This is a genomic window from Luteimonas granuli, assembly GCF_007795095.1.
GTDB classification, from domain to species: domain Bacteria; phylum Pseudomonadota; class Gammaproteobacteria; order Xanthomonadales; family Xanthomonadaceae; genus Luteimonas; species Luteimonas granuli.
Map to the genome: position 1 here is coordinate 528,031 of NZ_CP042218.1, position 23,758 is coordinate 551,788.

Below are 23,758 nucleotides of genomic sequence, written 5' to 3' on the forward strand. Positions count from 1 at the left end.
TGATGGACCAGACGCGTCACCTGCGTGCCCCGCCGACGGGGTTCCGGGCGATTGGCACGCTTGATGCATGGTGCAGCGCGTCGCGTGCACCGGCACGCAAGCACGTGAGGAGATCCACCATGCCACCCATGATCGACGCACGCGCCCAGCAGGAAGCCGTCACCCGGCTTTTCGACCTCGCCCGCGCCGGCGACGTCGACAACGTCGAGTTCGACCAGCTCGACTCCCTGGTCTACTCGCGCCTGCTCGAGACCTACAACTGCGACCGCCGGGATGGCGGCGGCGGGACATCCGCTTCCTGACGTCAGGACATCGGCGACAGCAGGCGCGCGGCGAAGGTCCCGACCACGCGCGGCTCCATGATCACCGTGAACAGCACGCCGTAGCCCGCTCCCCAGAGATGGGCGCTGTGGTTGACGCTGTCGCCGCCGCGGCGGTCCATCCAGATCGAATAGCCGATGTAGAGCACGGCGTACACGATCGCGGGCACCGGGATGAAGAACACGAAGATGAGCGCCCAGGGCTGCACCAGGATGAAGGCGAACAGCACCGCCGACACCGCGCCCGAGGCACCCAGGCTGCGGTAGCCAGGATCGTTCCGATGCCGCAGCCAGGTCGGCAGGATCGCGACCAGGATCGCCGACAGGTAGAACAGCACGAAGCCCAGCGCGCCGATGTAGGGCACGAACATCCGTTCGACGTGGCGCCCGAAGAAGTACAGCGTGATCATGTTGAACAGCAGGTGCTGCCAGTCCGCATGCACGAAACCGTGGGTGAGCAGGCGCTCGTACTGCCGTTGGCGGTCGATCGCCGGCGGCCACAGCAGCAGCCGGTCGAGCAGGCGCCGGTCGCCGAAGGCGCGCCAGGACACCAGCACCGTCACCGCGAGGATCGCCAGGGTCGCCACGCCGCCCTCCATCACGCGGCCTGCCCGGCGAGCCGGTAGTTGTCCTGCATCGGATAGACCCGTGCATAGGCCGCGAACGCCAGCGCCGCGACGAAGGCGAAGCCCGCGAAGAAGAACATCAGGAAGGCGTTCTGGCTCATGCCGGTGGACGCGATGGCCGAGGTCACCGCATCGTTGCGCACGCCGGCGTTGGTCAGCAGCACCCAAAGGCTGCCGAAGGTGCTGGTGAGGTACCAGAAGGCCATGATGACGCCCTTCATGGCGTGCGGCGCCTGGCTGTAGGCGAACTCCAGGGCCGTGGCCGAGACGAGCACCTCGCCGAAGGTCAGCAGCAGGTAGGGCAGGCTCTGCCAGGCCAGCGAGACCTCGCTGCCGCCGTCGAGCCACAGCTGGAGCATGCCGGCGGCGATCCACGAAACACCGGAGATCGCGATGCCCCAGCCCATGCGGCGCAGCGCGGTGACGGCGAAGCCCATGCGGCGCAGCGCCGGGTACAACACCAGGTTGTTGAACGGGATCAGCAGCATCACCAGCAGCGGGTTCAGCGCCTGCATCTGCGCGGCTTCCTTCACCAGCCAGCTCGGCCACCACCACTGGTCGTGGGGGATGACCATGGCGTTGCCCTGGATGATCCAGGTCGAGGCCTTCTGGTCGAACAGCGACCAGAACGGCGTCACCAGGGCGAACACGATCAGGATGCGCAGCACCGCGCGCACGCCGTCGACGGCGGCATCGGGATGGTGGCCGCGGGCGCGGTCGATCTGCAGCGAGGCGCCCCAGCCGCCGGCGGCGATCAGCACGCCCAGCGCCAGGCAGGCGGTGATGACGAAGCCGAAGGAATCCGGCCACCAGGCCAGCGGCACGCCCACCGCCTTCAACGCCCACAGCGCCAGCATCAGCACCGCGATCGCGATACCGGCCCGGGCCACCATCGCGCCGGCGTTGCCGTGCCCCGGGCGGCGCTCCCGCAGCGCGGTGCGCACCACGTTGAGGAAGGAGTGGGGATCGTCGCCGGACGGCGGCACGTTGACGTACTGCCTGCGTCCCAGCCAGAACACGAAGGTGGCGATGAACATCAGCACGCCCGGCACGCCGAAGGCCACCGCGGGCCCGTAGCTGCGCAGCAGCAGCGGTGCCAGCAGCGAGGCGAAGAACGAACCGAAGTTGATGATCCAGTAGAAGGCGTCGAAGACCACCTTCGCTTTCGACTTGTTGCTCTGGTCGAACTGGTCGCCGCAGAACGAGACCACCAGCGGCTTGATGCCGCCCGAGCCCAGCGCGATCAGGAACAGGCCGGTGTAGAAGCCGGTGCGGCTGTCCTCGAACAGCGCCAGGCAGGCGTGGCCCGCGCAGTAGATGAGCGAGAACCAGAGGACGGTGTTGTACTTGCCGAAGTAGCGGTCCGACAGCCAGCCGCCGAGCAGCGGGAAGAAGTACACGCCAATGACGAAGGTATGGAAGATGTCCTTCGCTGCGCCTTCGCGCTCGGGACCGGCCGGAAGGTAGGCCAGCAGCATCGAACTGATCAGGAACGGGATGAGGATGTTCCTCATGCCGTAGAAGCTGAAGCGTTCGCAGGCCTCGTTGCCGATGATGTAGGGGATCTGGCGCGGCATCCTGCCGGCGTCGGCGGCAACGTTGGCGTGGCTCATGCGGTCGTGCTCATGCGGAATGGGGATCGTTCGGCGGTCGAAACTCCGGAGGCTAGCGCATCCCCGCACCCGGTGCCTTGGTCGAAAGACATGGGCGGTGCATCATGCGTGCCCGTGCCCGCCCGGATCGTCCGCATGCCCCGCACCGCCCTTGCCGCCCTGCCCCTGGCCCTGCTGATGGCCGCCCCGTCGTCACCGGCCTTCGCCCGGGATGCCGGCGCCCGCGCCGCCGCGGCCCAAGTCGCTCCGCTGTCCACCGTGGCCGAACGCTCCGGCTTCCTGCGCACCGGACGCTACGGGGAAGTGGTGGCGCTGTGCGATGCCTTCGCCGCCGCCCATCCCGGGACGGTGCGCTGCATCGACTTCGGCACCACGCCCGAGGGCCGGCCGATGAAGGCACTGGTGGCCTCTCGCAGCGGCGCGCTCACGCCGGAGGCGGCACGTGCGGCAGGGGTGCCGGTGCTGCTGGTCCAGGGCGGCATCCACGCGGGCGAGGTCGATGGCAAGGACGCAGGCTTCCTGGCACTGCGTCAGGCGCTGGACGGCAAGGCCGCGCCGGGAGCGCTGGAGCGGCTGGTGCTGGTCTTCGTGCCGGTGTTCAACGCCGACGGACACGAGCGCTTCGGGGCCTGGAACCGGCCCAACCAGCGCGGCCCCGAGGAGATGGGCTGGCGCACCACCGCCCGGAACCACAACCTCAACCGCGACTACATGAAGGCCGACGCGCCGGAGATGCGGGCGATGCTGGCCCTGGTGGAGGCATGGGACCCGATCGCCTACGTCGACCTGCATGCCACCAACGGCGCACAGTTCGAGCACGACATTTCGGTGCAGCTTGAACCGCTGCACTCGGGTGATCCCGGGCTGGGCCGTGCGGGACTGGCCCTGCGCGACGCCCTGCTCACCGACCTCGCCCGGCAAGGCTCCCTGCCCCTGCCCTTCTATCCCTCCTTCGAGACCCATGACGATCCGGCCTCCGGCATCGTCGACGGCGTCTCGCCGCCGCGCTTCTCGCACGGTTACTTCACGCTGCGCAACCGCTTCGGCGTCCTGGTCGAGACCCACTCCTGGAAGGAATACCCGGTGCGCGTGCGCATCACCCGCAACCTCGTGGTCGGCATGCTGGAGCAGACCGCGCGCCACGGCCGCGACTGGCTGCGGACCGCGGCCGCCGCGGATGCGCGCTCGTCCGGACTGGGCGGCCAGGACGTGCCGCTGGACTGGAAGGCCTCCGACCAGGTGCGCATCGTCGACTTCCGCGGCTACGCCTGGACGCGCACGCACTCGGACGTCTCCGGCGCCCTGGCCACGCGCTACGACGAATCCACCCCGCAGATCTGGAAGATGCCGCTGCGCGACGAGATCGTTCCCCGCGTCCTGGCCACCGCGCCGCGCGGCGGCTACATCGTCCCCGCGGCGTTCTCTGACTCCGTCGCGGGAAAGCTCGACGTGCACGGCATCCGCTACGAACGCCTTGGCTGCACTGACGTGCATCCCTCCGGGCAATGCGGACCGGACGACCCCACGCCCACCGACGTCGAGGCCTTCCGCGCCGACGGGATCGACTTCGCCGCGCAGCCGGTCGAAGGCCGCCAGCGCCTCGCGGTGGAAGGCGCATGGCGCCAGGAGCGGCAGGTCGTGACCTCCGGCTCCCTGTTCGTGCCGATCGCGCAGCCGAAGGCGCGGCTGGTCATGGCCCTGCTCGAACCGCAGGCACCCGATTCCCTGCTGCAGTGGGGGCTCTTCAACAACGCCTTCGAGCGCAAGGAATACATGGAGGCCTACGTGGCCGAGGCGGTCGCACGCGAGATGCTCGAGGACCCCGGGGTCCGGGCGGCCTTCGAGCGCCGCCTGGCGGAGGACGCGGAGTTCGCGGCCAGCCCCCGCGCGCGCCTGGACTGGTTCTACCGCCGTCACCCGAGCTGGGATGAACGCTACGGCCTGTATCCGGTGTTCCGGACGCAAACGGCTCCGCGCTGAGGTTCGCGGCTGGCGCTGCGCCTACGGGCCCGTCCTGGCGTGGGCCGTCCCCACGGGAGCGGAAACCGTGGTGCACGCGACCTCCACCCGGTTCCCGTCTTCTTTTGCCCGGTACATGGCCGCGTCGGCGCGCCGGAGCCACTCGTCGGCCGTGACCACGGAAAGGTCGGCCTCGGCCAGCCCGATGCTCAGCGTGCAGCGCTGTTTCGCCGCCTCGGCGGGTCGCTCGGCGAGGAACGCCGTGCGTATGCGCTCGGCCACCCGCAGCCCGCCGTTCAGATTGGTCTCGGCCAGCAGCACTCCGAATTCGTCGCCGCCGTAGCGCGCCGGAGTATCGATGTCGCGGGTGTATGCCTGCAGCACGCCTGCGACGCTGCGCAACACTTCGTCGCCGGCGAGGTGTCCATGGGTGTCATTGACCTCCTTGAGCCGGTCGACGTCGACCAGCATCAGCACCGCCGGCCGCCGCGTGCGCGCGTGCCGTGCCAGTTCCGCGGCCATGGCCTCGTTCCAGCCGCGCCGGTTGCGCAGGCCGGTCAGCACGTCGATGCGGTTCAGGCGCTGCAACTGGCGGTTCTTGCGCGCCACGCTGCGCCCCAGCTCGAAGGTGACCGTGGCCAGGGCGAGCGGATAGACCAGGAGGAAGGGCAGCGTGGCCAGGATCTCCTGGAGGCTGCTCTGCAGGCGGAGCGGGAAGCCCAGCAGCACCCAGCCGACGGCGCAGCTCAGCACCATCGCCGGCGCTGTGCGCGCGAGGAAGCGCCAGCCGTCCACCGCGATCTTGTCCATGCTGACCATCGACAGCAGTACCGCACCGGGCACAAGGCTGAAGCCCATGGCCGCGATCCAGAAGCCGGCCGCGGCCGAGTCGATGGCGAGGTTGCGGTATTCGGACAGCCTCGCGTCGGGCGCGCGCCGCGACAGCCACCACGCGAGGTGTGGCCAGGCGAAACCGTTGAGGGCCCAGGCGCCCCAGAGCCACGCCGGCGCCTGCTGGCCTGCGAGCGTCGAGCCCACCAGAACGGCGGACAGCGCGCCGCCCAGCGTCCGCATCCGGTGCATGCGCGAGGCAAAACGAAGGTCACGCCCGTGGATGGCGTCGGGGTCGGTCAGCTGCATGCCGGAAGGGTAAGCCGCCTGAAACCAGCGGCAAGCCCATCGCCGAAGCAGTGTTCGCAATCCGGCACTGCGTCACGCTTGCGCGCCTTGCCGATGCCGTGAAAGGTCAGCTGGGCGCCGCGAAAGGTCAGTCCGAGGTGGACTCCAGCGCCTCCCAGCGCGCGTAGGCGGCGTCGAGTTCGGCCTGGACTCCGGCCATCCCGGCGTTGTGCGCGGTGATCGCCGACGCATCCGCCCGGAAGAAGGCAGGATCGGACAGCAGGGCGGTCATCTCCGCGAGCCGCGCTTCCCAGGGCCTCGATGCGCGCTGGCAGCTGCTCGAGTTCGCGTGCGTCCCTGTAGGAGAGCTTCCGCCGCGGGGCCGCTCCCGACGCGACGTCCGCGGGCCGCGGATCATCCAGCGGACGCGGACGCGATGTCTCCGGTGCGGGCCGCTGCCCGGGATCCGGCTGCGCCTGGCGGATCCAGTCGCTGTAGCCGCCCACGTACTCGCCCACCCGGCCGTCGCCTTCCATCACCAGGGTCGAGGTCACCACGTTGTCGAGGAAGTCGCGGTCGTGGCTGACGAGGAGCAGGGTTCCCGGATAGTCGCCGAGCAGCTCCTCCAGCAGTTCCAGCGTTTCGACATCGAGATCGTTGGTGGGTTCGTCCATCACCAGCAGGTTCGACGGCTGCGCGAACAGCTTGGCCAGCAGCAGGCGGTTGCGTTCGCCGCCGGACAGGCGGGTGATCGGTGCCCGCGCCCGCTCGGGCGTGAACAGGAAGTCCTGCAGGTAGCCGATGACATGCTTGCGCTTGCCACCGACATCGACGAACTCCAGGCCTTCGGCTACGTTCTCCAGCGCGTTCCAGTCCTCGCGCAGGGTGGCGCGGTACTGGTCGAAGTAGGCGACCTGGAGCTGGGTGCCCACCCGGATCTCGCCCGACTGCGGCTGCAGCTGGCCCAGCAGCAGCTTGAGCAGGGTGGTCTTGCCGCTGCCGTTCGGCCCGATCAGCCCGATGCGGTCGCCGCGAAGGATGGTGGTGGAGAAGTCCCGCACCAGCGCGCGGCCGCCGTATCCGAAGGACACGTCCCTGGCCTCGACCACCTTCTTCCCGGAGGCGCCGGCCTGGGCGGTCTCCATGCGCACGTTGCCGGCCAGTTCGCGGCGCTGTCCGCGCTCGACGCGCATCGCCTTCAGCCGGCGCACGCGGCCCTCGTCGCGGGTGCGCCGGGCCTTGATGCCCTGGCGGATCCAGGCTTCTTCCTGCGCCAGCAGCCTGTCGAAGCGTGCGTTCTCCTGCGCCTCGGCGTTGAGCCGTTCCTCGCGGCGGCGCAGGTAGTTGTCCCAGTCGCCGGGCCAACTGGTGAGCTGGCCGCGATCGATCTCCACGATCCGCGTCGCCAGCGCGCGCAGGAAACGGCGGTCGTGGGTGATGAACACCAGCGCGCCCTGCCAGGCCTTGAGAAAGCCCTCCAGCCAGTCGATGGCGGCGATGTCGAGGTGGTTGGTGGGCTCGTCGAGCAGCAGGAGGTCGGGCGTGCCGGCAAGGGCGCGCGCCAGCAACACACGGCGCTTCATGCCGCCGGACAGGCGCGCGAAATCGGCGTCACCCTCCAGTTCAAGGCGCGCCAGCACCTCGGTCACGCGCTGGTCGATGGCCCAGCCGCCGCCGGCCTCGATCTCGCCCTGCACGCGCGCCAGGGCATCGGTATCGACGTCGTCCTGGTGGATCAGATGATGGTAGGCCGCGAGCGCCGCGCCCAGCCCACCCAGGCCACCGGCGACCACGTCGAAGACGCTGCCGCGGGCATCGGCCGGGACTTCCTGCTCCAGGCGCGCGATGCGCACCCCGCCCTCGCGGCGGATCTCGCCGTCGTCGGGCCTGAGCTCGCCGGAAAGCAGGCGCAGCAGGGTGGATTTGCCGGCGCCGTTGCGGCCGATCAGGGCGATGCGCTCGCCGGATTCGATCGCGAAATCGACGCCGTCGAGCAGCAGCGGGCCGCCGACGCTGTAGTCGACGGCATTCAGGGTGAGCAGGGGCATACGCGCATTCTACCGGTGCGCGGCGCCGCGCCCCGCGTTCAGGAGCTGCAGGAGAGCATCGAGCAGCCGGCGCGGTCGAGCGCCCAGTCGGGGCGCAGGGCCGCGTACGCTTCGCGGCCGGGCTGCTCGCCGTAGGGGTCGCGGAACACCTCGAGGAGTTCGGCGACACCGGTTTCGTCGCCGGATTCCGCGCGCTCGATGGCCTGCTGCGCCAGATAATTGCGGGGCACGTAGCGCGGGTTGGCGGCGTGCATGTGCGCCACCCGCGCCTCGCGCGGGAGGTCGTCGGCGCGGCAGCGGGCGGCATAGCGGGCCAGCCAGGCTTCGAGCGCGGGGGCATTGGCGGCGAGCCTCGCGGGGTCGTAGAAGGCCGCGCGCAGCGGGTCGAGCGAGGGAGCTTCCGCGTCCACGTCGACATCGGCCAGCGCGCGGAAGAAGCCGGTCATGTCCGCGCCGGCGCGCTGCATCAGCGCCTGCAGCTCGCGCATCAGCGCCAGGTCGTCGTCACCACAGTCCGCGAACCCCAGCTTGGCGCAGGCGTTGTCGCGCTCGCACTCGGCCCAGGTCGCGGCGTAGGCGTCGAGCCCGGCCTGCAGCGGCTCGGCGCCGGAGAACAGCGGCGACAGCGCCTGCGCCAGCCGGCCCAGGTTCCAGTGCGCGATCCGCGGCTGCCAGCCGAAGCGGTAGCGGCGCCCCTGGGCGTCCGTGGTGTTGGGCGTCCAGTCCGGGTCGTAGTCGTCGATCCAGCCGTACGGGCCGTAGTCGATGCTCAAACCGAGGATCGACATGTTGTCGGTATTGAGTACGCCATGGACGAAGCCGACCCGCATCCAGTGGCCGACGAGGACGGCGGTGCGCGTGCAGACCTCGTGGAACCAGGCGGCGAACAGCGCCTCGTCGAAGGCCGCCGCCCCCCGCAACGCCGCAAGGGGCTGCATTGCCCGCTCGCCCAGCAGCCAGGGAAAATCGCGCCAGATGCAGAATTCCGCCAGCGCACGGAGCAGGTCCAGGTCCCCGCGCGATGCCGGCAGTTCGAAGCTGCCGAAGCGGATGAACGACGGCGCCACCCGGCACACGATCGCGCCCGGTTCCGGCCGCGGGTGGCCGTCGTAGAACATGTCGCGTACCACCACTTCGCCGGTGGCCACCAGCGACAGCGCGCGCGTGGTCGGCACGCCGAGGTGGTGCATGGCTTCGCTGCACAGGAATTCGCGGATCGACGAGCGCAGCACCGCGCGGCCATCGGCGCCGCGCGAGTACGGCGTCCTGCCCGCCCCCTTGAGCTGCAGCTCGTGTCGGCTGCCGTCGGCGGCGAGCGCTTCGCCGAGGCTGATCGCCCGGCCGTCCCCCAACTGGCCGGCCCAGTGGCCGAACTGGTGGCCGCCGTAGTTCGCCGCCCAGGGATCCATGCCCGGCAGGAGCCGGTTGCCCCCGAAGACCGCCGCGAAGACGGGATCGGCGACCGCGTCGGCGTCGAAGCCGAGGCGCTCGGCCACCTCGGCCGAATGCACGACCAGGCGCGGCGCCGCCACGGGCGTCGGCATCACCCGCGACCAGGCGGCTCCCTGCACCTGGCGCAGTCCCGGTCCCGCCACCGGATCGCCCGGGAGTTCGCGCAGGAAGGCGTTGTCGAAGCGAAGACGCATGCGCACAGTGTGGCAGGCGGCGCGGGACGCCGCGGTCGCCTCAGCCGTGGCAGCCTTCCAGGCGCAGGCGCTGGCCGACCCGGATCGCGTACTGCGGCGCCTTCAGGCGGTTGGCCTGCGCCAGCTCGCGCACCCGGCAGCCGTACCTGCGCGCGACCGCGGCCAGGGTGTCTCCGCGCGCCACCCGATGCTCGCGCGCCGCGGACGCTGCGGCACCGGGGGCCGCGGTCCGGACCGGCGTGACCGGGCCGGTGCGGACGAGCGCGGTTTCGGCGCGGCTGCCCACCAGTTGCCGCGCCAGCTCCGCGCGCCGCCCCTGCGCGCACCAGCGCGAGTACAGCGCGGCCATGCGCGTGGTGCCCTGGAGCACGGCGCCGGCCGGGATCACCTGGTCGGCCTCGAAGCGCGGGTTGAGGTTGCGCAACTGGCGCATGTAGCCGTGGCGGCTGCCGCTGTCGCCCATGCAGACGGTGAGTTCGTAGATCGACGCCGGACGCGTGAGCACGAAGTGCGTCGGACGGACGTCGACCTTCGGGAAACTCAGGCCGTACTCCTTCGGATGCAGGTACAGCCAGGCCGCGGCGATCACCATCGGCACGTAGTCGCGGGTCTCGGCGGGAAACTGCGAATAGACGTCGGCGTCCCAGAACTGGCGGCCGCCGTTGGCCGCGTGGATGCGCCTGGCGCGGCCTTCGCCGCCGTTGTACGCGGCCAGCCACTTCTCCACCTCGTCGCCGAACTCGGCGAAGCGCTCGCTGAGGTACATCGCCGCGGCATCGGCCGACAGCGCCGGATCGTATCGGGTGTCGAAACCGCTGCCGTCGGGCCCGAGGCCGAAGCGCGTGCCGGTGGCCGGCATGAACTGCAGCGGCCCCACGGCACCGGCACGCGAGCCGGCATGCACGCGGCCGTTGGACTCCTTGGCCATGATTCCGAACAGCAGCGCTTCCGGCAGGCCGCGCTTCTCGAACGCCGGCGCCATCAGGTGGCGCATGTACTGGTAGTTCTCGTGGCTGGTGACGAGGGCCACCCGCATGTCGGTCAGCCAGCGGCGGATGCCCTCCTGCACCGCCGGGTTGAACTGCACCATGCGCACGAAGCGCTGGCCGTCCTCGCTGAGCAGGGCCGCGGCGCTCGCGGCTTCGGGGACGTTGCCGGTGGGCAGGCCGCCCTCGACGACGGACTCCGCGCCGAGGTCGTCATCCGTGTCGCCGACGGCATCGTCGGCCTGCTCCTTCAACAGCCGCTTCCATGCCGGCAGCAGCGAGGAAAGCGCGCAGCCTCGCTGCCGCTCGCACTCCAGCATCACGTCCTCCATGTCCTCGAGCGCGGCATCGCCTTCGGCCCTGGCCGCCGGATCGGCGTTGGCGGCGCCCACCAGGGCTTCGCGATAGCGGGTCTCGGCGGCGGCCATGCGCTCGCCCAGGCCGGCGGCGGCGGCGCGGTCGCGCCTGGACTGGGCGGCGGCATCGGCGGCGGGGAGGATGGACAGGGCAATGGCCGCGGCCAGGGCCACGCGGAACGCTGCGATGGAACGTAGGGGCATTTCACGACCGGTACTGCAAGGCGAGGTCGCAGGGTAGCGGCCGACGACGTCCAGCGACAAGGACTGCGGGCACGGAACGGAGGTGCGCCATCGCGCAGGATCCTCCCGCTAGAATCCGGTGAGCGCGCACAGGAGCCATCATGGACCCGATCCTCGTCGGCAAGGCCGTCACCCACCCGGATTCCCTGGCCGCAACCGGGGGCCTGGTCTTCCTGCGGCCGGAGTTCGGCAACCGTCACGGCCTGGTCGCCGGCGCCACCGGCACGGGCAAGACGGTGACGCTGATGACGCTGGCCGAGGGCTTTTCGCGCATCGGCGTGCCGGTGTTCATGGCCGACGTTAAGGGCGACGTCGCCGGCCTCGCCGTGCCGGGAGAGATCGGCGACAGGCTGCGCGAGCGCGTGGCCACGATCGGCATCGATGGCTACGGTCCCGAAGCCAGCCCCGTGGTGTTCTGGGACATCTACGGCCGGCTCGGCCATCCGGTGCGCACCACCATCAGCGAGATCGGACCCACCCTGCTCTCGCGCATGCTCGAACTCAACGACACCCAGTCGGGGGTGCTCGACATCGTGTTCAGGCTCGCCGACGACCGAGGCCTGCTGCTGCTCGACCTGGCCGACCTGCGCGCACTGCTGAACCTCGTGGCCGAGGAGCGCAAGGCCGTGTCGACCCGGTACGGACTGGTCGGCGCGCCGTCGATCGGTGCCATCCAGCGTGCGCTGCTGCGCCTGGAGCAGGAAGGCGGCGGATCCTTCTTCGGCGAACCGGCGCTGGAACTCCCGGACCTGATGCGGACGACGCCCGACGGCCGCGGCGTGATCGGCATCATGGCCGCGGACCAGCTGATCCTGAAGCCGCGGCTGTACTCCAGCTTCCTGCTGTGGCTGCTGTCGGAGCTGTTCGAGACCCTTCCCGAGGTCGGCGACCTCGACAGGCCGAAGCTGGTGTTCGTGTTCGACGAGGCCCACCTGCTGTTCGACGACGCCCCGCCGGCGCTGCGGCAGCGGATCGAGCAGGTCGTGCGCCTCATCCGCTCCAAGGGCGTGGGCGTGTACTTCTGCTCGCAGTTCCCGGACGACGTGCCGGACAACGTGCTCGGCCAGCTCGGAAACCGCGTGCAGCACGCGCTGCGCGCCTACACCCCGCGTGACCAGAAGGCGGTGCGCACCGCGGCCGAAACCTTCGTCGCCAACCCCGGCCTCGATGTCGCCAGCGCCATCGGCCAGCTCGGCACCGGCGAGGCGCTGGTGTCCACGCTGCAGGGCAAGGGCGCGCCGATGCCGGTGGAGCGGACCCTCGTCGCGCCGCCGCGCTGCCGGATGGGCGCGATCACCGGCGCCGAGCGCGCGCGCGTGCGCGCCGGCAGCCCGGTGGGCGCGAAGTACGACACCACCGTCGACCGCGAGTCGGCGTTCGAGATCCTGGCGAAGAAGGCCGAAGGGCTCGCCAGGCAGGCGGACGCACCGGCGGCCGTCACGGCGAAGCAGGACGCGGAGACCTCCGGCGGAGGCTTCGCGCAGGCGGTCAGGGACGCGGTGTTCGGCACGAAGCGCCGGCAGGGCATGGTCGAGGCCATGGCCAAGCAGACCGCGCGCACCGTGGGCAACCAGATCGGCCGGCAGATCCTGCGCGGAATCTTCGGCGGCATCACCGGCAGGAAGTGAGCCGCGGCCCCGATGTCACGCTGGCGTCCACCTCCGGAAAAGTCCACGGCCCTGGTCACGCCGGAGGGCCATGCCCGCCTCAAGTCGGAGCTCGACGGACTATGGCGCGTGCGCCGGCCCGAGGTCGTGCGTGCGCTGGCCGCCGCCGCGGCCGAAGGCGATCGCTCCGAAAACGCGGAATACACCTATCGCAAGAAGCAGCTCGGCGAGATCGACCGGCGCGTGCGCTACCTGTCGAAGCGGCTGCAGGAGCTGCGCGTGGTCGACACCCGCCCCAGCGACCCGGACGCCGTCTATTTCGGCGCGCGGGTCGAGCTCGAGGACGCGGACAGCGGCGAATGCGCCACCTACCGCATCGTCGGCCCTGACGAGACCGACGCCGCCCTGGGCTGGATCAGCATCGATTCGCCGCTGGCGCGGGCCCTGCTGGGGAAGCGGGCGGACGCCGAGGTCGACGTGGAGCTTCCGGGCGGACGGCGGCGGTTCGCGCTGGTCGCGGTGGACTATTCCCCAGACTGAAGCGCGTTGTACTCGACTTCGCCGTAGAGGTCGTGCTCGTCGCTGCCCATGATGCGGACATCGACGAACTCCCCCGGAACCAGGCCCGCCTCGCGGCCGTCCTGGACCTGCACCAGGCCGTCGATCTCGGGCGCGTCGGCCATCGAGCGCGCGATCGCCAGCTCGCCGTCGATCGTGTCGACGATGCACCGCTGCACGCTGCCGATCTTGGCGTCCAGGCGCTGCGCGGAGATCTCCGCCTGGCGTTCCATGAAGCGGGCCAGGCGCTCCTCCTTCACTTCTTCCGGCACCGGGTCGGGCAGCGCGTTCGCCGCCGCGCCCTCCACCGGTGAATAGGCGAAGGCGCCGACGCGGTCGAGCTGCGCCTCGTCCAGGAAATCGAGCAGCGCCTCGAACTCGGCGTCGGTCTCCCCGGGGAAGCCCACGATGAAGGTCGAGCGCACGGTCAGCTCCGGGCAGGCCGCGCGCCAGGACTGCACGCGCTCGAGCGTGCGCTCGACGGCGCCCGGGCGCTTCATCAGCTTCAGGATGCGCGGACTGGCGTGCTGGAACGGGATGTCGAGGTAGGGCAGCAGCCGCGGCTGGCCATCCGCCCGGCGCTGGACCATCAGCTCGATGATGTCGTCCACGTGCGGGTAGGGATAGACATAGTGCAGGCGCACCCAGGCATCGAGTTCCGACAGGCCTTCGCACAGCGCCTTCATGCGCGTGGCGTACTGGCGGCCCCGCCAGCTGCGTTCGGCGTAGCGCAGGTCGACGCCGTAGGCCGACGTGTCCTGCGACACCACCAGCAGCTCGCGCACGCCGCCGTGCACCAGGCGCTCGGCCTCGCGGAGCACCTCGTCCACCGGTCGCGACACCAGGTCGCCGCGCATCGAGGGGATGATGCAGAAGCTGCAGCGGTGGTTGCAGCCCTCGGAGATCTTCAGATAGGCGTAGTGCTTCGGCGTCAGCTTGATGCCGGAGGCGTAGTCCTCCGCGGACAGGCGCGGCGCCGGCATGAGGTCGACGAAGGGGTCGTGGCGTGGCGGCAGCGCCGCGTGCACGGCGTCCATCACGCTGGCGTAGTCCTGCGGGCCGCTGATCGACAGCACCCCCGGGTGGGCCTCGCGGATCACGTCGGCGCGCTTGCCCAGGCAACCGGTGACGATCACCTTGCCGTTCTCGGCCATGGCCTCGCCGATGGCGTCCAGCGACTCGGCCACGGCGGAATCGATGAAGCCGCAGGTGTTGACCACCACCACGTCGGCGTCGTCGTAGCTCGGCGACAGCGCGTAGCCCTCGACCCGGAGCTGGGTGAGGATGCGCTCGGAGTCCACGAGTGCCTTGGGACATCCGAGGCTGACGAGGCGCCACGCGGGGCGCGTTGGAAGATGCGGTGTCGGTCATGCGCTGGCGGCGGCTCGGCGTGGGGTCCGCGCGTCGGCGGAGGGTTCTGCGGGTCTTCGCGCCGCGATTATACCGGCGGGCTAGAATCGCTCCGGAGGGTCGGCTGCGGCCGGCGGACAGCCCGGAGGCAGGCGATGGGTACGCGGACAAGGCTGGAAGTTCCCGGCATCGGCGAAATCGGCGGCTGGCTGGCGCGCCCGGAAGCGGCGCCCCGCGGCGGGCTGGTGGTGGTGCAGGAGATCTTCGGCGTCAATGCCCACATGCGCGCGGTCACCGACCGCTATGCACGCGACGGCCTGCTGGCGCTGGCCCCGGCCCTCTTCGACCCCGTCGAACGCGACACGGAACTGGCCTACGACGAAGCCGGCTTCGAGGGCGGTCGCGCGCTGGCCGCGTCCCTGGGCTTCGACCGCGCCGTGGCCATCGTCGAGGCAGCGGCGGCACAGCTGCGCACGCTGCTGGCCGAGGAGGCGCCCGACCGCGACGCTGCGGTCGGCGTCGTCGGTTTCTGCTGGGGCGGGACCGTCGCCTATCTGGCCAATACCCGCCTCGGCCTGCCGGCGGTGAGCTACTACGGCGCGCGCACCGTGCCCTTCCTCGACGAGCCGCTGCGCGCGCCGATGCTGTTCCACTTCGGCGGCCGCGACCACAGCATCCCCGAAGCCGACATCGAGGCCCACCGCCGGGCGAAGCCGGAGGCGGAAGTCCACGTCTACGACGCCGGCCACGGCTTCAACCGCGACGTCGATCCGCGCCACCACGACGAGGCCAGCGCGCGCCAGGCGCACCGCCGCACCCTCGATTTCCTGCAGCGGTCGCTCGCGCCCGCCGCCCGCACCTGACCCGGAGACCGGCATGGCCAGGCCCAGGCGTCCGCAGCCCGAACCCTACGCCCTGCATCCCCAGCTGGCCGCCGACAGCCATCCCCTGGCCGCGTTCGCGCTGTGCGACCTGCAGCTGATGGACGACTGCAACTATCCCTGGCTGGTGCTGGTGCCGCGGGTGCCCGGCGCGCGTGAACTCCTCGACCTGGACGCGGCGCAGCGGGTGACCTTGGGCGAGGAGATCGCGCGCTGCGAGCGGCTGCTGCTCGACGTGTTCCAGCCGCACAAGCTCAACGTGGCCGCGCTGGGCAACCTCGTACCGCAGTTGCACGTGCACGTGATCGCCCGCTTCGAGCACGACCCCGCGTGGCCGGCGCCGGTCTGGGGCCGCGTCGCCTCGCGCCCCTACGCGCCCGAGGCCCTGGTCGAACGCGTGCGCGAGCTGCAGTCGGCGCTCCTCTCCTGAATCCCCGCGATCCGGGGGCGGCGCCGGGGCCGTCCGCGGGTGCAGCGCTCAGGTGCGCGGCAGCGTGACGCCGGTCTGGCCCTGGTACTTTCCGCCGCGGTCCCTGTACGAGGTCTCGCAGACGTCGTCGGCGTCGGACTGGAAGAACAGCATCTGTGCCACGCCCTCGTTGGCGTAGATGCGCGCGGGCAGCGGCGTGGTGTTGCTGAACTCCAGGGTCACGTGCCCCTCCCATTCGGGCTCCAGCGGCGTGACGTTGACGATGATCCCGCAGCGCGCGTAGGTGCTCTTGCCGAGGCACACCACCAGCGTGTCGCGCGGGATGCGGAAGTACTCCACCGTGCGTGCCAGCGCGAACGAGTTGGGCGGGATGATGCACACGTCCGACTCGACGTCGACGAAGCTCTTCGGATCGAAGTGCTTGGGATCGACGATGGTCGAGTTGATGTTGGTGAAGACCTTGAACTCGCGCGAACAGCGCACGTCGTAGCCATAGCTCGAGGTGCCGTAGCTGACGATGCGCTCGGCGCCCGCGCCGCCCTTGTCGGCGAATTTGACCTGACCGGGCTCGAAAGGCTCGATCATGCCCTGCTCGGCGACCATGCGCCGGATCCAGCGGTCTGACTTGATGCTCATGCGGCTCCAGGAATGCAGCGCCGCGGCGACTGCATGGCCGGGGCAGGAGGGCGATTGTAGGGAAAGGCGGCGGGCCCGGCATCCCGGGCCCGCCGACGCGCTACAGGAGCGAGGCGGAAATGCCGGCCGGGGCGCGCGGCCGCTTCGCCAGCTCCGCGGCCAGGTTGGCGGCGAGCTGGCGGTAAGCGGCGGCGGCAGGCGAATCCGGCGCCGCCAGCACCACTGGGACACCCGCGTCGCCCTGCTCGCGGATGCGACGCTCCAGCGGTAGCGACCCCAGCAACGGCACACCGTACTGCTCCGCCATGCGCGCACCGCCGCCTTCACCGAAGACGTGCTCCGCATGTCCGCACTGCGTGCAGACGTGCACGGCCATGTTCTCGACCAGGCCCAGCACCGCGACGTCGACCTTCTCGAACATCTTCAGACCCTTGCGCGCGTCCAGCGTCGCCACGTCCTGGGGCGTGGTGACGATGACCGCACCGGCGACCGGGATCTTCTGCGCCAGCGTCAGCTGGATGTCGCCGGTGCCCGGCGGCAGGTCCACGACCAGATAGTCCAGGCCTTCGTCCCCGCCCCACAGGGTGTCGTTGAGCAACTGGGTCAGCGCGGACGTGGCCATCGGACCACGCCAGATCATCGGGGTGTCCTGCTCCACCAGCAGGCCGATGGACATGGCCTCGATGCCATGCGCGCGCATCGGCAGGATCGACTTGTTGTCGGGACTCTCGGGACGTCCCGACAGGCCCAGCATCGTCGGGATGCTGGGGCCGTAGACGTCGGCGTCGAGGATGCCGACGCGGGCGCCGCCGGCGGCGAGCGCAAGCGCCAGATTCACCGTGGTGGTGGACTTGCCCACCCCGCCCTTGCCCGAGCCCACGGCGATGATGTTGCGGACCCTGGGAAGGGGCCTGAGGGTGCCCTGGACCGCGTGTGCCGGCACGCGTGCGCAGGTTCCGGACGAGCTGCTTGTGGACAACACCGGGGTCTCCAGCTGTGGATCGATCAGGCCCTAGCTTGCGACAACGCGCGCAGGAAACGCGAATCTCCTATTCATGTACTCGCCAGTATACAAATTGGGTTAACTGCGTGTTACGGTCCCTTGACCCGGTGTTCACACGGACGTCCCCGACCGGCCAAGGAAAGAATTACTTCCATGAAATCAACCACTTGAATATCGAAGGCTTTGGCAGAATGACTGAACAACTTCGCAACGGCTTCAAACCCAGCTCTTTGAGCCTCGCCCTCGCCGGGGCACTGATGATGTCGGGCGGCGCCGCCCTGGCGCAGGACGCCGAGGGGACGCAACCGGGTGCCACCACCCTCGATCACGTCACCGTCACGGGCTCGCTCATCCCCCAGACCCAGGTCGAGACCTTCACCCCGGTGACCGTCATCAGCGCCGAGGACATCCAGATGCGCGGCTTCGAGAGCGTCGCCGACGTCCTCCAGCAGTCCTCGTTCACCACCGGTGGCCTGCAGGGCGGGCAGACCTCGGCCTCGTTCACCCAGGGCGCCGAGGCCGCGGGGCTCTTCAGCCTCGATCCGGGCTATACCAAGTACCTGATCAACGGCCGCCCGATGGCCAACTATCCGGCCCTGTACAACGGATCGGACACCTTCAACAACATCAGCGGCATCCCGGTCGCGATGGTCGAGCGCATCGAGATCCTGCCCGGCGGGCAGTCCTCCCTGTACGGCTCGGACGCGATCGCCGGCGTGGTCAACATCATCCTGAAGAAGCGCCTGGACGGGGCCGAGATGTCGGTGCGCGGCGGCGCCTTCAGCGAGGGCGGCGGCTCCAGCGTGCGCTTCACCCTGGCCGACAGCTTCACCTCCGCCGATGATCGCCTGACCGTCCTCGCCGGCGTGCAGGCCGAGTCCCGCAAGCCGATCTGGGGCCACCAGCGCGACCTGACCAGCCAGTACAACACCAACGGCTACAGCACCCCCTTCGCCAGCCGCGACTTCCTCGTCAGCGACGCGATCGCCGGCACGTACCACTTCATGGACCCGAACAACTGCGCCAACACCGTGGGCCAGTTCGGAGGCACCACCGGGCTGCAGAACCGTCCGGGCTATGGCCAGTACTGCGGCTCGTTCGTCTCGCCGGGGCAGCGCACCATCCGCAACGGCAAGGACAGCGTGCAGGGCTACTCGTACGCCACCTTCGACCTCAACGGCACGACGAGCCTCTACGGCGAGCTGATGCTCAACTACGAGGAGACCGAGTACGCCACCGGCTCCAGCTACACCTGGTGGGGCACCGGTGCGAAGTACGGCGCGTTCTACGACCCCGACCTCGGCCGTCTGGTCAATCTGCAGCGCGCCTTCGCACCCGAGGACATCGGCGGCCAGGGTTACAAGGACATCCTGAACACCGACCGCAACAAGGCCTACTCGCTTGCATTCGGCATGCAGGGCATCCTCGGTGACAGCGCCTGGGACTACGACATCGGCGCGATGCGCACCGAGTACAAGCTGACCGAGCGCGGCTGGGCGCGCTGGGCCGATCCGATCGACGCCTATTTCCGCGAGAACGTGCTGGGGCCGCAGCTCGGGGTGGACCCCGACTACAACTTCTACCCCGTGTTCCGCCCGGACTACGCGAACTTCTACAGCCCGATCGCGCCGCAGGACTTCGCCGGCTTCACCGGGTACACCACGACCGAGTCGCGGACCTGGAACAACATGCTGCGCGCGCAGTTCACCAACGCGTCGCTGTTCGGTCTGCCGGGCGGCGACGCGGGGTTCGCGATCGTGGCCGAGGCCGGCAACGAAGGCTGGGAATACAACCCGGACCCGCGCCTGATCGAAGACCCCGACACGCTCGAATCCCAGGTCTGGGGCACGACCTCGGTCAGCGGCGGCGGCCACCGCAGCCGCTACGCGGTGACCAGCGAGCTGCGCCTGCCCCTGCTCGATCCGCTGACGGTGACGCTGTCGGGCCGTTACGACGCGTTCGACATCGCGGGCCAGACGGTCGACAAGCCGACCTACAGCCTCGGCGTCGAGTACCGCCCGGTTGAAAGCCTGCTGCTCCGCGGCAAGTACGGCACCGCATTCCGCGCGCCGACGCTGTCGGACACCTTCCAGGGCCTGAGTGGCTACTACGGGCGTCTCCCCGACTACTATCGCTGCTCGCTGGACGGTTACGACCCGGCGAACGTGGAAGGCTGCGCCTACGAGAATGCACAGTACTTCGGCCAGCAGTCGGGCAACCCCGACCTGGAGTCGATCGAGGCCGACGTCTGGAACGCCGGCGTCGTCTGGGCGCCCACCTCGAACTTCTCGCTGGCGGTGGACTACTACAGCTGGGACATCGAGAACGAGGTCGACCAGCTTTCCGGTGACCAGCTGCTCCGCACGGAGTACCTGTGCCGGACCGGGGCCGCGGGCAACCAGGTGACGTCCTGCGACAACGCCCTGGCCTGGGTGGGGCGTGGGCCCAACGGCGAACTGCAGAGCCTGTACACGCCGAAGGTGAACGTCGCCAAGCAGAAGCTGGAAGCCGTGACCGCCAGCCTGAACTACATGGTGGACGTGGGTGCCTGGGGCAGCCTGGCCTTTGCGGCCAACTACACCAACAACCTGGAGCACACGATCAGGCCGACCCCCGAGGACGCCGAGATCGACCTGCTGCGCGACCCGTACTACATGTGGATCTACGACGCCTACGCGAAGACGCGCACCGACGCGTCGGTGGCGTGGAGCAAGGATCGCTGGACGACCACGCTGTACGCCAACCGCATCGGCGAGACTCCGAACTACCTCGCGTACGCGGGCGGTTCGTACGACTACGTGCACAGCTCCGGCGCGCGCGCGGGCAAGTGGGACGCCTACACCACCTACAACGCCAGCGTGAACTACCGGGCCACGGACAACCTGCAGCTCTCGCTCATGGTCAACAACCTGAGCAACGAGATGCCGGACGACCAGTCGGCCGACTACCCGGGCACCAGCTCGACGCCGTACAACAACTACTACTACAACCCGTACGGGCGCGCGGTCTACATGGAAATGAAGTACAGCTTCGGCAAGTAGGACCCGCCGATGCGAGACCAGGACCCCGCCGCAAGGCGGGGTCTTTTTTTGGTTCTTCCCGATCGCGGGGACGCTCCGTTCGAGTCCGGGTCGGCCGCCAGGGGCGCTCCGGTGAAGTCCGGGCCGCCCGCCGCGGACACAGGGGGGGATGCCCAGCCGGATTCTCCGCGTCCTGCTCCCAGATCCGGCCGCCGGCCATCCACGGCCGGCTCTGGGCATCCCCCCTGCATCCGCGGCGGGCACGACCTTTGATCGGAGCTGCCCTGCTCGCGACCGCTCTTGCTCTTGATCTTCCCTCCCGAAGCCGCAGGACGCCGGAGCCCGTCCCGCGTACAGGGGGTGTGCGGACAGCCGGCCATGGATGGCCGGCGGCCGGCCGATGGGAGCAGGACGCGGAGACGGCCGGGGGAGCACACCCCCTGTGCGCGGGACGGGCTGCGCGGACCCCAACGAAGCGACTTCAAGGCGACAGTGCGCCAGAAGCGCGACAACGCGCCAACTGCACGCCGTCACCCCCGGAGTTTGCGCGATGTCCCGCGGTCCATCCGCGTCTGCTCGCGGGGCCGGCCGCCCGCCGCCCCGATCGGTGGAAGAGCCTCCGTTTTGTGTATAACTCTGCCTGCCGACACATGCCCCAGACCCGAGGAAGCCTTATGCGTGCCATCCAGACATTCGCCCTGCTTGCCGCGATCCTGCCGTCGCTCGCCCTTGCCCAGGCGTCACCGGTCGGACGCTGGAAGACCATCGACGACGAGACCGGCAAGGTGAAGTCGATCGTCGAGATCACCGAGTCCGGCGGCAAGCTCCGCGGCCAGGTGGTCGAGATCCTCCAGTCCGACCGTGGCCCGAACCCCACCTGCGACAAGTGCAAGGGCGCCAACAAGGACAAGCCGATCAAGGGCATGACCATCCTCTGGGACCTCGTGCAGGGCGGCGATGGCTGGGAGGGCGGCACCATCCTCGATCCCGCCAAGGGCAAGACCTACAGGTCCAAGGCCAAGCTGATCGACGCCAACCGCCTCGGCGTGTCCGGCTGCGTGGCCTTCATCTGCCGTGAACAGGTGTGGGTCCGCGAGTGAGTCCCGCGCTCCGCGACCGAGCGACACGAGGCCCGGCTCTGCCGGGCCTTTCGCTTCCAGCGTCGGGCCACGGTGGCCGGGCCGCGCCCGCCTGGGGCCGCCGCACGCGCATGCGATAATCCGCGGTCGCCCGACAGCCACAGAATCCGCCGCGCATGCACCGTCCCGCCCTCGTCACCAACGCCCTCCCCTACGCCAACGGTCCACTGCACATCGGTCACCTGGTCGGCTACGTGCAGGCCGACGTCTGGGTGCGCGCCCGGCGGATGGACGGCGGCACGGTGCACTACGTCTGCGCCGACGACACCCACGGCACGCCGATCATGCTCGCGGCCGAGAAGGCGGGGACCACGCCGGAGGACTTCGTCGCCGGGATCCAGGTCGGGCACGAGCGCGACTTCGCCGACTTCGGCGTGGCCTTCGACAACTACGACTCCACCCACTCGGAGCGCAACCGTGCGCTCACCGAAGAGATCTACCGGCGCCTGGACGCCGCCGGCCACATCAGCCGGAAGTCGGTGGCCCAGCTCTACGATCCGGTGAAGGGCATGTTCCTGCCCGACCGCTACGTCAAGGGCACCTGCCCGCGCTGCGGCACCGCCGACCAGTACGGCGACAACTGCGAGCACTGCGGCGCCACCTATTCGCCCACCGAACTGCTGCAGCCGCACTCGGTGGTCAGCGGCGCGACGCCCGAGCTGCGCGAGAGCGAGCACTTCTTCTTCGAGCTCGGCCACTTCGAGGCCTTCCTGCGCGAATGGCTGGGCGGGGACGTCGCGGTGCCGGGCGTGAAGGCCAAGTTGCTGGAATGGGTCGACGGCGAAGGCGGGCTGCGCGCCTGGGACATCTCCCGCGACGCGCCCTACTTCGGCTTCGAGATCCCCGGCCACCCGGGGAAATACCTCTACGTCTGGATCGACGCCCCGATCGGTTACCTGGCCAGCTTCCAGGCGCTGTGCGAGCGCGAGGGCCTGGACTATGCCGCGTTCACCGCGCCGGGCAGCCAGGCCGAGATGCACCACTTCATCGGCAAGGACATCATCAACTTCCACGGCCTGTTCTGGCCGGCCGTGCTGCACGGCAGCGGCCATCGCGCGCCCACGCGCCTGCACGTGAACGGCTACCTGACCGTCGATGGCGCCAAGATGTCGAAGTCGCGAGGCACCTTCGTGATGGCGCGCACCTGGCTCGACGCGGGCCTTCCGGCCGAGGCGCTGCGCTACTATTTCGCCGCGAAGTCCTCGGGCGGGGTCGACGATATCGACCTCAACCTGGCCGATTTCGTGGCCCGGGTGAACTCCGACATCGTCGGCAAGTTCGTCAACCTCGCCAGCCGCTGCGCCGGCTTCATCGGCAAGCGCTTCGACGGAATGCTCTCGGCCGCGCTGCCGGAGCCCGCGATGTACGCACGCTTCGTGGACGCACTGGCACCGATCCGCGAGGCCTACGAGCGCAACGAGCCGGCCAGCGTGCTGCGCCAGGCGATGGCGCTGGCCGACGAGGCCAACCGGTACATCGACGAGCGCAAGCCCTGGGTGATCGCGAAGCGGGACGGCGCCGAGGCCGAACTGCAGGCGGTGTGCACCCAGGGCCTGAACCTGTTCCGCGTGCTCGCCGGCGCGCTGCGCCCGGTGCTGCCGGCGATGGCCGCGCAGGTGGAGGCCTTCCTCGCCGCGCCCCTCGCCCGCTGGCAGGACCTCGAGGCCCCGCTGCTCGCGCACCGCATCGCCGACTACCAGCCGCTGTTCACCCGCATCGACCCGAAGCAGCTCAACGCCATGATCGACGCCAGCAAGGACGACCTGAAGCCCGCCGGGGCCGGGGCAGCGACGGCTGCGAGCCCCACACCCGCGACAGCGAAGGCTCCGGCGGCGACGGCGTCACCGGCTTCCGGGTCCGCCGCTGCCGGCACCACCGCTCCCACCATTTCCATCGACGACTTCGCGAAGCTCGACCTGCGCATCGGCAGGGTCCTCGCCTGCGACTTCGTCGAAGGCTCCGACAAGCTGCTCCGCTTCGAGCTCGACGCCGGCGAGCTGGGCACGCGCCAGATCTTCTCCGGCATCCGGGCCAGCTACGGCGATCCCGCGGCCCTGGTCGGCCGCAGCGTCGTCTTCATCGCCAACCTCGCGCCCCGGAAGATGCGCTTCGGCCTGAGTGAAGGCATGATCCTCTCGGCCGGCTTCGACGGCGGCGCGCTGGCCCTGCTGGGCGCCGACGACGGCGCCGCGCCCGGGATGCCGGTGCGCTGAGCCGG

Annotated in this window: 17 protein-coding genes and 1 pseudogene; 9 read left to right on the top strand and 9 right to left on the bottom strand. The window is 70.0% G+C overall.

The genetic code is table 11. The features are described from left to right. The first annotated feature begins 119 nt into the window (after window positions 1-119). Window positions 120-302 carry a hypothetical protein gene (locus tag FPZ22_RS02420; RefSeq protein WP_144889919.1) on the top strand — a complete coding sequence of 61 codons (183 nt, stop codon included), beginning with the start codon at window positions 120-122 and terminating at the stop codon, window positions 300-302. Between the two features lie 2 nt (window positions 303-304). On the opposite strand, the gene FPZ22_RS02425 is transcribed toward FPZ22_RS02420, so the two are convergent. Together FPZ22_RS02425 and FPZ22_RS02430 are read right to left on the bottom strand one after the other, a co-directional pair. Beyond that, window positions 305-907, bottom strand: a complete 603-nt coding sequence (locus FPZ22_RS02425) for a rhomboid family intramembrane serine protease (protein ID WP_210412695.1) — start codon at window positions 905-907, stop codon at window positions 305-307. Between the two features lie 11 nt (window positions 908-918). Further along, entirely contained in the window at window positions 919-2,559 is a 1,641-nt protein-coding gene (locus tag FPZ22_RS02430) for a POT-type proton-dependent oligopeptide transporter (protein WP_144889920.1), read from the bottom strand. Between the two features lie 135 nt (window positions 2,560-2,694). On the opposite strand from FPZ22_RS02430, the gene FPZ22_RS02435 reads away from it, so the two are divergent. Further along, the gene (locus tag FPZ22_RS02435; protein ID WP_144889922.1) at window positions 2,695-4,539 is read left to right on the top strand and encodes a M14 family metallopeptidase; all 1,845 of its coding nucleotides are present in this window, start codon (window positions 2,695-2,697) and stop codon (window positions 4,537-4,539) included. A 21-nt stretch (window positions 4,540-4,560) separates the two neighbouring features. On the opposite strand, the gene FPZ22_RS02440 is transcribed toward FPZ22_RS02435, so the two are convergent. Genes FPZ22_RS02440 through FPZ22_RS02455 form a run of 4 tightly spaced genes read right to left on the bottom strand, consistent with a single transcriptional unit; the run spans window position 4,561 to window position 10,877 of the window. Next, window positions 4,561-5,658, bottom strand: a complete 1,098-nt coding sequence (locus tag FPZ22_RS02440) for a diguanylate cyclase (RefSeq protein ID WP_144889924.1) — start codon at window positions 5,656-5,658, stop codon at window positions 4,561-4,563. Next, window positions 5,649-7,685, bottom strand: coding sequence for an ATP-binding cassette domain-containing protein (locus FPZ22_RS02445; RefSeq protein WP_425463011.1), 2,037 nt, complete (start codon window positions 7,683-7,685; stop codon window positions 5,649-5,651). The genes FPZ22_RS02440 and FPZ22_RS02445 overlap by 10 nt, the downstream gene beginning before the upstream one ends. A 38-nt stretch (window positions 7,686-7,723) precedes the next feature. Continuing rightward, entirely contained in the window at window positions 7,724-9,331 is a 1,608-nt protein-coding gene (locus FPZ22_RS02450; protein ID WP_144889926.1) for a protein adenylyltransferase SelO, read from the bottom strand. A 40-nt stretch (window positions 9,332-9,371) separates the two neighbouring features. Next, complete coding sequence (locus FPZ22_RS02455) at window positions 9,372-10,877, bottom strand: transglycosylase SLT domain-containing protein (protein WP_144889928.1); 1,506 nt, start codon at window positions 10,875-10,877, stop codon at window positions 9,372-9,374. Between the two features lie 140 nt (window positions 10,878-11,017). Here FPZ22_RS02455 and FPZ22_RS02460 point away from each other — a divergent pair, with 140 nt between their 5' ends. Together FPZ22_RS02460 and greB are read left to right on the top strand one after the other, a co-directional pair. Beyond that, window positions 11,018-12,544: a helicase HerA-like domain-containing protein gene (locus FPZ22_RS02460; RefSeq protein WP_144889930.1), complete on the top strand. Its 1,527-nt coding sequence runs from the start codon at window positions 11,018-11,020 to the stop codon at window positions 12,542-12,544. Window positions 12,545-12,556: 12 nt separating this feature from the next. Next, on the top strand, window positions 12,557-13,063 hold the full coding sequence (gene greB / locus FPZ22_RS02465; RefSeq protein WP_144889932.1) for a transcription elongation factor GreB: 507 nt from the start codon (window positions 12,557-12,559) through the stop codon (window positions 13,061-13,063). On the opposite strand, the pseudogene rimO reads toward greB, so the two are convergent. Then, window positions 13,048-14,424 (bottom strand): annotated as a pseudogene (gene rimO, locus FPZ22_RS02470) (30S ribosomal protein S12 methylthiotransferase RimO); the annotation flags it as partial. The gene greB and the pseudogene rimO overlap by 16 nt on opposite strands. A 162-nt stretch (window positions 14,425-14,586) precedes the next feature. Between rimO and FPZ22_RS02475 the strand changes: the two are divergent. Continuing rightward, complete coding sequence (locus FPZ22_RS02475) at window positions 14,587-15,294, top strand: dienelactone hydrolase family protein (RefSeq protein ID WP_144889936.1); 708 nt, start codon at window positions 14,587-14,589, stop codon at window positions 15,292-15,294. Between the two features lie 13 nt (window positions 15,295-15,307). Then, a complete protein-coding gene (locus tag FPZ22_RS02480; RefSeq protein ID WP_144889938.1) occupies window positions 15,308-15,742 on the top strand; it encodes an HIT family protein in 435 nt (144 codons plus the stop codon). 48 nt (window positions 15,743-15,790) lie between these two features. Here the strand turns inward: FPZ22_RS02480 and dcd are convergent, their stop codons facing one another. Beyond that, the gene (dcd, locus tag FPZ22_RS02485) at window positions 15,791-16,378 is read right to left on the bottom strand and encodes a dCTP deaminase (RefSeq protein ID WP_144889940.1); all 588 of its coding nucleotides are present in this window, start codon (window positions 16,376-16,378) and stop codon (window positions 15,791-15,793) included. A 100-nt stretch (window positions 16,379-16,478) separates the two neighbouring features. Further along, window positions 16,479-17,357 carry an iron-sulfur cluster carrier protein ApbC gene (gene apbC / locus FPZ22_RS02490; protein ID WP_144889942.1) on the bottom strand — a complete coding sequence of 293 codons (879 nt, stop codon included), beginning with the start codon at window positions 17,355-17,357 and terminating at the stop codon, window positions 16,479-16,481. A gap of 215 nt (window positions 17,358-17,572) precedes the next feature. Between apbC and FPZ22_RS02495 the strand changes: the two genes are divergently transcribed. The 3 genes from FPZ22_RS02495 (at window position 17,573) to metG (ending at window position 23,753) form a co-directional block, all read left to right on the top strand. Next, window positions 17,573-20,422 (top strand): TonB-dependent receptor plug domain-containing protein, encoded by a 2,850-nt coding sequence (locus FPZ22_RS02495; RefSeq protein WP_246120885.1) that lies wholly within the window; start codon window positions 17,573-17,575, stop codon window positions 20,420-20,422. Window positions 20,423-21,075: 653 nt separating this feature from the next. Further along, window positions 21,076-21,501, top strand: a complete 426-nt coding sequence (locus FPZ22_RS02500; protein ID WP_144889944.1) for a DUF2147 domain-containing protein — start codon at window positions 21,076-21,078, stop codon at window positions 21,499-21,501. 155 nt (window positions 21,502-21,656) lie between these two features. Continuing rightward, complete coding sequence (gene metG / locus FPZ22_RS02505; protein ID WP_144889946.1) at window positions 21,657-23,753, top strand: methionine--tRNA ligase; 2,097 nt, start codon at window positions 21,657-21,659, stop codon at window positions 23,751-23,753. Window positions 23,754-23,758 lie beyond the last annotated feature (5 nt).